The organism is Deltaproteobacteria bacterium (genome assembly GCA_016930875.1).
Taxonomy (GTDB): domain Bacteria; phylum Desulfobacterota; class Desulfobacteria; order Desulfobacterales.
Genome location: JAFGFW010000140.1, coordinates 1 through 6,013, shown reverse-complemented (window position 1 = coordinate 6,013; position 6,013 = coordinate 1). Strand labels below are relative to the sequence as shown.

At 51.2% G+C, this 6,013-nt stretch carries 7 protein-coding genes and 1 pseudogene; all 8 read left to right on the top strand.

What is annotated here, in order from left to right:
- The first annotated feature begins 636 nt into the window (after nucleotides 1-636).
- Nucleotides 637-807, top strand: a complete 171-nt coding sequence (locus JW883_12540; GenBank protein MBN1843091.1) for a hypothetical protein — start codon at nucleotides 637-639, stop codon at nucleotides 805-807.
- 122 nt (nucleotides 808-929) lie between these two features.
- Nucleotides 930-1,898 carry a calcium/sodium antiporter gene (locus JW883_12535; GenBank protein MBN1843090.1) on the top strand — a complete coding sequence of 323 codons (969 nt, stop codon included), beginning with the start codon at nucleotides 930-932 and terminating at the stop codon, nucleotides 1,896-1,898.
- Nucleotides 1,899-2,038: 140 nt separating this feature from the next.
- The gene (locus tag JW883_12530; GenBank protein MBN1843089.1) at nucleotides 2,039-2,416 is read left to right on the top strand and encodes a response regulator; all 378 of its coding nucleotides are present in this window, start codon (nucleotides 2,039-2,041) and stop codon (nucleotides 2,414-2,416) included.
- Between the two features lie 210 nt (nucleotides 2,417-2,626).
- On the top strand, nucleotides 2,627-2,815 hold the full coding sequence (locus JW883_12525) for a hypothetical protein (GenBank protein ID MBN1843088.1): 189 nt from the start codon (nucleotides 2,627-2,629) through the stop codon (nucleotides 2,813-2,815).
- 26 nt (nucleotides 2,816-2,841) lie between these two features.
- Nucleotides 2,842-3,924 carry an OmpA family protein gene (locus JW883_12520; protein ID MBN1843087.1) on the top strand — a complete coding sequence of 361 codons (1,083 nt, stop codon included), beginning with the start codon at nucleotides 2,842-2,844 and terminating at the stop codon, nucleotides 3,922-3,924.
- A 147-nt stretch (nucleotides 3,925-4,071) separates the two neighbouring features.
- A pseudogene (locus JW883_12515) lies at nucleotides 4,072-4,599 on the top strand (YeeE/YedE family protein).
- Entirely contained in the window at nucleotides 4,596-5,123 is a 528-nt protein-coding gene (locus tag JW883_12510; GenBank protein MBN1843086.1) for a YeeE/YedE family protein, read from the top strand. Before JW883_12515 ends, JW883_12510 begins: the two are co-directional and overlap by 4 nt.
- Before the next feature lie 63 nt (nucleotides 5,124-5,186).
- Nucleotides 5,187-5,519 (top strand): c-type cytochrome, encoded by a 333-nt coding sequence (locus JW883_12505; protein MBN1843085.1) that lies wholly within the window; start codon nucleotides 5,187-5,189, stop codon nucleotides 5,517-5,519.
- The last annotated feature ends 494 nt before the right edge of the window (nucleotides 5,520-6,013 follow it).

The following is a 6,013-nucleotide window of genomic DNA, read 5'->3' as shown; positions in this document are numbered from 1 at the left end:
CCTTCGCGCAGCGCAGGCGCTTGCGCCGCGTGTCATCCCTGCAGCAAGTCGCCGACGCGCCATAGCTTGGGCGACGGTGCGCTGCAGTGTATTACGGCGAAAGCGAATAAATAGATTCGATTCACGCGGCCCCAACCGAATCTGGAAAAAAATCTGCCCTTCCATGAAGGAAACTGTTTAGGAAATCTTAAGCAGAGAAATCAATTGCATTTCGATTTATTTGATGTTAGCAGTTTATCAGTACTCCGTAATAACAAACTTTCCCTATTCATTAATTCCATAGTTCTTTCAAATAACTGTGTAAAACGCTTGATATAATCGAAGCGGTAAATCGTAGGTATTAACCCAAACTGAATGGAGGCTTGGTATGGTATTCTCTCTACGATTCTTCGTTGTTCTGATTGTTGCGAGCGTATGTTCGGGGCCTGTTTTTTGGACTCCATCCTTGAGCCAGGCTCAAAACAGGGCTTGTATTGCCTTAGTATTGACCCTTGTCATGGGAATCACAGGGATCATGCTCATCTTCAGAGATAGCGCTTCTTGGTCACTTCCTGGTTCTCCTTCACTGGGGTGGTTCTTTGACTTCCCTACCTCGCCCCCGCTTAAAAAATACAGTGCTCCCTAAGGGAATTTACATTGTTCACCCCATTTACCATCATCTTCACGGCCACTATCATTGCCCACATCTATCTGGGCACCATTGCAAATCCAGGCACATGGCGGGCCTTGGTGGATGGTAAGGTAAGCCGCAAGTGGGCCAAGAAGCATCACTCTGAGTGGTATAAGGAAATAGAGGATAAATCATGATTGGGCCCCTCGGCAGGGGCTGATGCGTGTCGGTTCCTGCTGAGCAGCCCGGGCTTTGAACGGTTTTTTTTCGGAACAAAAAGCGTGCCGCGCCCCCCTTGCGACAACAGGAGGAAGCACCTATGGGGACCGCCCTGCCTTATGTCCTGATGGTTGTCGGATTTGTGGTACTCATCAAGGGGGCAGACTTCCTCGTTGAAGGCGCGTCATCCGTTGCCAGGCGATTCAACGTATCCGACCTGGCCATCGGACTGACGGTGGTGGCCTTCGGAACCTCAACACCGGAGCTTTTCGTAAACATCATTGCCAGTGCCAAAGGCAACACCGGCATTGCCATCGGCAATGTGTTGGGGAGTAATATCTCCAACATATTGCTCATCCTCGGCGTGTCCGCTTTGATCTGTCCTCTCACTGTGGGCCCTGGCACCGTGTGGAAAGAAATCCCGCTGAGTCTATTGGCTGTATTGGTTCTGGCCATTGTGGCCAATGATCATCTCCTGGACCACCGAGGTTTTTCCGAAATCTCCAGGACTGATGGGTTAGTCTTCCTGTCCTTCTTTGCCATCTTTATGTATTACTCCGTTGGTATTGCCAAGAAGATCGAAGGTATGGACGACCACGTGCCCGCTCAAGAGCACGGTATGCTCAAATCGACTTTTCTCCTCCTTGGTGGACTTATCGGCCTGGCCTTGGGCGGTCAGTGGATCGTTGACGGTGCCGTGACAATGGCCTCAAAATTTGGCATGAGCCAATCCCTGGTCGGTTTGACCATCGTGGCGGTAGGCACGTCGCTTCCTGAGTTGGCCACCTCGGCCATGGCAGCCTACAAAAAAAATGTGGAGATCGCTGTGGGCAATGTGGTGGGTTCCAATATCTTCAATATCTTTTTTGTTCTCGGGATCAGCGCCACCATAAAACCCCTTCCTTTTCAAGTCATAAACAACATGGACATTGGCGTGGTTGTTCTGGCCAGCATAGTATTGTTTGCGAGCATGTTCACAGGCCAAAAAAGATCATTGGATAGATGGGAAGGGGCTGTGCTTCTGCTTGTCTATGCAGTCTATATTGTTTACCTGGTTATTCGCGGTTAGTCAGCTCGCTTGTTGGAGGAACTGGGTGCTGACAAAAGGGAGGCAGACTCAGGTTTTAGGGAACTTCTTTTTCCGGAGCCCTCCAGAACTCGAAATCGCACGTTTTGTCCACACGTTATCCATCAGAAAGAAGGACGTTCATGGCTAAGGTACTGGTTGTAGACGACGAAGAGAGCATCAGAATTTTCTATGAGAAAGCCTTGAGTGATGAGGGACACGAAGTGATTACAATTGGCGAGTGCGATGGCGTCCTGGGTGTGATCGCCTCTGGCGACATATCTGCTGTCATTTTGGATATTCGTATGGACGAATGCGATGGACTGGATCTGCTTCAGGAAATCCGCCTGGCCCATCCCAAGTTGCCTATCATTTTGAACACGGCCTACGATTCATACAGGGAGGACGTGAAAGCTGTTGCTGCGGACGCTTACGTTTTGAAATCGCAGGATTTATCCACTTTGACAAAGAAACTGGCAGAGATGCTAAAAAAAGAATCTAACCAAGACGAAATGGCATGAACAAATGCCATATATAACGCGTTTGCCAGGATCCGAATATCTACACCGTTTCTGCATAAACCAGTCAGCATGGGAAAACGTAAGACGAAAACAAACTCGGTCGCGGTTGTGGTTGCCAGCATCGTCTTTGGCCCGTTTGCTTAAGGACAGCCACAGCAGAAACAGCCGCCTGTAAAGGAGGTTGTTCTCAAGGGAGGCGGTTCCGGAGGTGTGCCTTTTTCTCATGCAAAACACCAGAGGATTTCCGGTAATTGCAACCTTTGCCACCTGCTGTTTCCTCAAAGTCCTGGTGCCGTTGAGAAGATGAAGGCCGTTGGTAAGCTCGACAGAAAGGGGGTGATGGAACAGTGTAAAAAATGTCACAAGGAGCGTTCACAAAAAGGAGAGTGGGAATGTTGAGTTGTTTTTCAGAAAGGAGGAACACAATGAAAAGATTCATAAAAAAGGGATCGGTTTTTATCTTGTTTGTGTTGGCAACCTTTTTGGCAGGAAGCGTTCCATCATCGGCAAAAGTTATTCCCAAGGTAACAAACTTTATCGTATTGGTAGACCAGTCAGGGTCCATGTTTGAAAAGCATGCCACCCAAGGCAAAACAAAGGCGTCGTTGGTGAAAAGCGTACTTTTCAAAATGAATGAGAGCATCCCGCCCTTGGGATACAACGCTGCCGTTCAAGTGTTCAGTCCGGACCGAACCCTCATGGGGCCGGAGCGATACAATCGCCTGTTTTTCGCAAATGCAATTCAGACACTCCAAGAAGCAGCGAAAAGCATAGACCCGGACCAGTTGACTCCGGACACAAGGAAAATGGTCAAACAAATGACGCCGCTGGGGCCATCCATACTCTATCTCGACAAAATCATAAAGAATTTTGGCGGCAAGACTGCAGTCATTCTGGTCTCAGACGGCCGGGCCAACCAGGGGATGGATCCATTGAAGGCAGCCAGGCAGATTCGAAACGAGTATACCAACATATGCTTTCATGTCATCTCTGTGGCGGACACTGAGAAAGGTCGGGAAACCTTGAAGGCCATTACGGCCTTGTGCGACGGAGCGTACTCCCAGGCAAGCGATCTGTTTTCAGACGCCTCGCTGATGGACTATTTCGTAAACGAGGTCTTCTTCCTGGACGTCGAGGATCGTCCTGTCCCATTGGTAAAGGTTACGCCGGAGGCCCTTACCTTACAGGGGGCCCTCTTTGATTTCGACAAACACAACATCAAGCCCGAGTATAGTGCGATGCTGGACCAAGATGTGAATAAGCTGTTGGAGAATCCAAATACAAAGATCAACATCGAGGGACACACGGACAGCACAGGGCCGGAAGCCTATAACCAGCACCTTTCTGAGCGACGCGCTAAGGCCGTCTACAATTACCTGCTCAGCAGAGGAGTAAGTGCAGACCGAATGAAGACCGTAGGATACGGCGAGACGAGGGCCAAGGTTAGCAATTTGACCCGGGAAGGCCAAGCCCTCAATCGGCGTGTTGAGCTCTTGGTTGTTCGATAAAGGGATCTCTCGGCGCGGCCGAGGTTCGATCGCCGTTTGCGGCAAGCGCGGGTGATTGCTTGGCAAGACCCCGAGGGACGAGAAGCCTCCCTGCAGGCCTCCCTTGGAAATAGTGTGCCCCCTTCATCAACAATGGAGGAATTCATCATGAACCAGACACTGAAAGAAAAAGGATGGAACCCCTACCTTGCCGGCGCCCTGAGCGGTGTAGTGCTCATACTTTCCGTGTGGATTGCAGGCAAATATTTCGGGGCCTCCACCACCTTTGTGCGCTCGGCGGGCCTGATAGAAAAGAGATTCAGCGCCTAGCGGGTGGCCAAGATGGACTACTTCGTCAAGGAGACGCCCAAGATCGACTGGCAGTGGATGTCCGTTGTGGGAATCTTAGTCGGATCCGTCATAGCCTCCATATCCGGGCGGACCTTTTAATGGCAGGTTCTTCCGGACATGTGGGAAAACCGATTCGGCCCCAGCAGGGTCAAGCGTGGGGTTGTGGCGTTTGCCGGTGGCACCATTGCCATGTTCGGGGCCCGGCTTGCAGACGGCTGACCCAGCGGCCACGGGCTGAGCGGTTCGCTCCAGCTGGCCGTGAGTGGATATGTAGCCCTGATTTGTTTTTTTGTCGGCGGCGTCATTGTTGCCCGGATTTTGTACGGAGGAGGTGATCGCCCATGAAGGACCAGATCTACGGCCTCATTACCGGCATCCTTTTCGGATTTCTTCTACAAAAAGCCCGGGTAATTCGGTACGACAAACAACTTGGGGCGTTGCGTTTTTTGGACATGACCATCGTCAAATTCATGCTGTCTACCATTCTGGTGGGCATGGTGGGTGTTTACCTGCTTTTAGACCTGGGATTGGTCAAACTCTCCGTCAAGCCTACCGTTCTTGGGGGAAACATCTTAGGGGGACTGATTTTCGGGCTGGGATGGGGCCTGCTTGGCTATTGCCCCGGTACTTCCGCAGGGGCCCTGGGTGAAGGGCGTTGGGATGCCGTGTGGGGCATCCTGGGAATGCTGGCAGGAGCGGCCGTGTTCGCAGAGGCCTATCCTCGGCTCAAGACAACGGTGCTGACATGGGGCGATTTCGGCAAGATCACCCTGCTCCAGATCATTGGGATAAATCACTGGTTGATCATTGCCTTTTTATTCGGCGGGAGCCTGGCACTTTTTTTGTGGTTCAAAAAGAAAGGGCTCTGAAGCCGAGATGACAAGAATCGGAGTCACAGTCATAACAATCACACAGGAAAAGGAGTGATAGGCATGAAAATAGTACTCGCCATAGTCGTTGGAGGTTTTCTGGCACTGACCTGGATTGCTTGGGCCGGGCAGCAAGGCGACATCTTTAACACACTCCACTGCGGCGCCTGCCACAAAGCGGAAAGATCCACCAAAGCCCTCCCGTCGTTGAAGGAGATCGCCAAGGCCTATGAAGGGAAAGAGGCACAGCTGGCGGCGTATTTTCAAGGCAAGGGGCGATCACTGGTCAGGCCGGACGATGCGAGCAGGATGGGCAAGTACATCGAAAAGACCAAGGCCCTGTCTGATGCTGATAGAAAGGAACTGGTGGATTTTATCATGAGGCACAAAGGCTGAGGCTGATTGTTTTGTTGCGGTGGTGAGACACTCAGCCAAAATAGGCAGAGAGGAAGTCCACCGGACTTTCAACTCGAAACGTTGTGGGATCAGCCCCAGGTAGATCATGGCGGAGTTGTCAGGGCCCGCGGGTCGGACCAAGCTAACCTGCTGAGAATACAATATTTCGTTGGTTAAAACAGTCGATTTTGGGACCTACAAGGATGTTTTTAGGGGCAAAAAGGAGGATATAGGCTAGGAGCGGGAAAGACTTTCCACTGCGAGAACCCGAGGATTCGTATATCGTCGTTTCTGACGGCAAAAACGACTATATACACCCTCAAAACGCCTGTTTTTGGAGATCTCATTCAAAGTTTTCAATAAGATAGCGTGGTCCGACCCGCAGTCGCGGACCCGCAGTCGCGCCCATCACGTCCATCAAGGTCGAATCAACGCGGCAGGTGAAATTGCCCACGATCCACAGGAGGCGGTGGATACAGGGATGTATGTTCGCT